A 527-nucleotide genomic window follows, 5' to 3' on the forward strand; every position below is an offset into this window, starting at 1 on the left:
GCTTCTTTATATTGGCGATCAAGCAAGGATTTTCCTCTCCTATATGAATGCTAAGAGGTGATACCACCGAAACTCGGTCTCCAACCTTAAACTCAGGCTCAATAAAGGTCTGAACACCGACGCCTGCCAGTGAAAAATCAACCAAACTGCCGTCATAAATATTGCCGCTGTGATCGATGGTACAGTCCATTTGTAGCTTGTAACGCTCGTGCTCTCTAACAGGCTTAGTTGCAAACGTACCGGGTATGCGAATAAAGAGCAGAGGGGAAGGGCGAACGGCTGTCATTAGTACACTGGATTTAAAAGCCAACACGTGACCAAGCTCTGTGTCGGAAACGCCGCGCACAATCACATCGGCGTTATGCAGTTTTCTCATCACTTGATCTTCGAGCAATCGCATCGGAATATCGAGGATCAAATAAGAATTTTCTTTTATTCCTAAATAAACGGTTGAGTAGCTGAATTTATCTTTTGGCCCAAATTCGAAGTTAATCGAGAGTTTCATCCCTGGTTTGAGGAATTTATGC

1 protein-coding gene is annotated in these 527 nt (G+C 44.0%); it reads right to left on the reverse strand.

Annotated elements, in window-relative coordinates; all coding sequences use genetic code 11:
- Window positions 1-527: flagellar brake protein (locus R8N47_RS28175; RefSeq protein WP_318186479.1), on the reverse strand; the 527-nt coding region annotated here is incomplete at both ends.

This window comes from Vibrio sp. 2132-1, assembly GCF_033344315.1.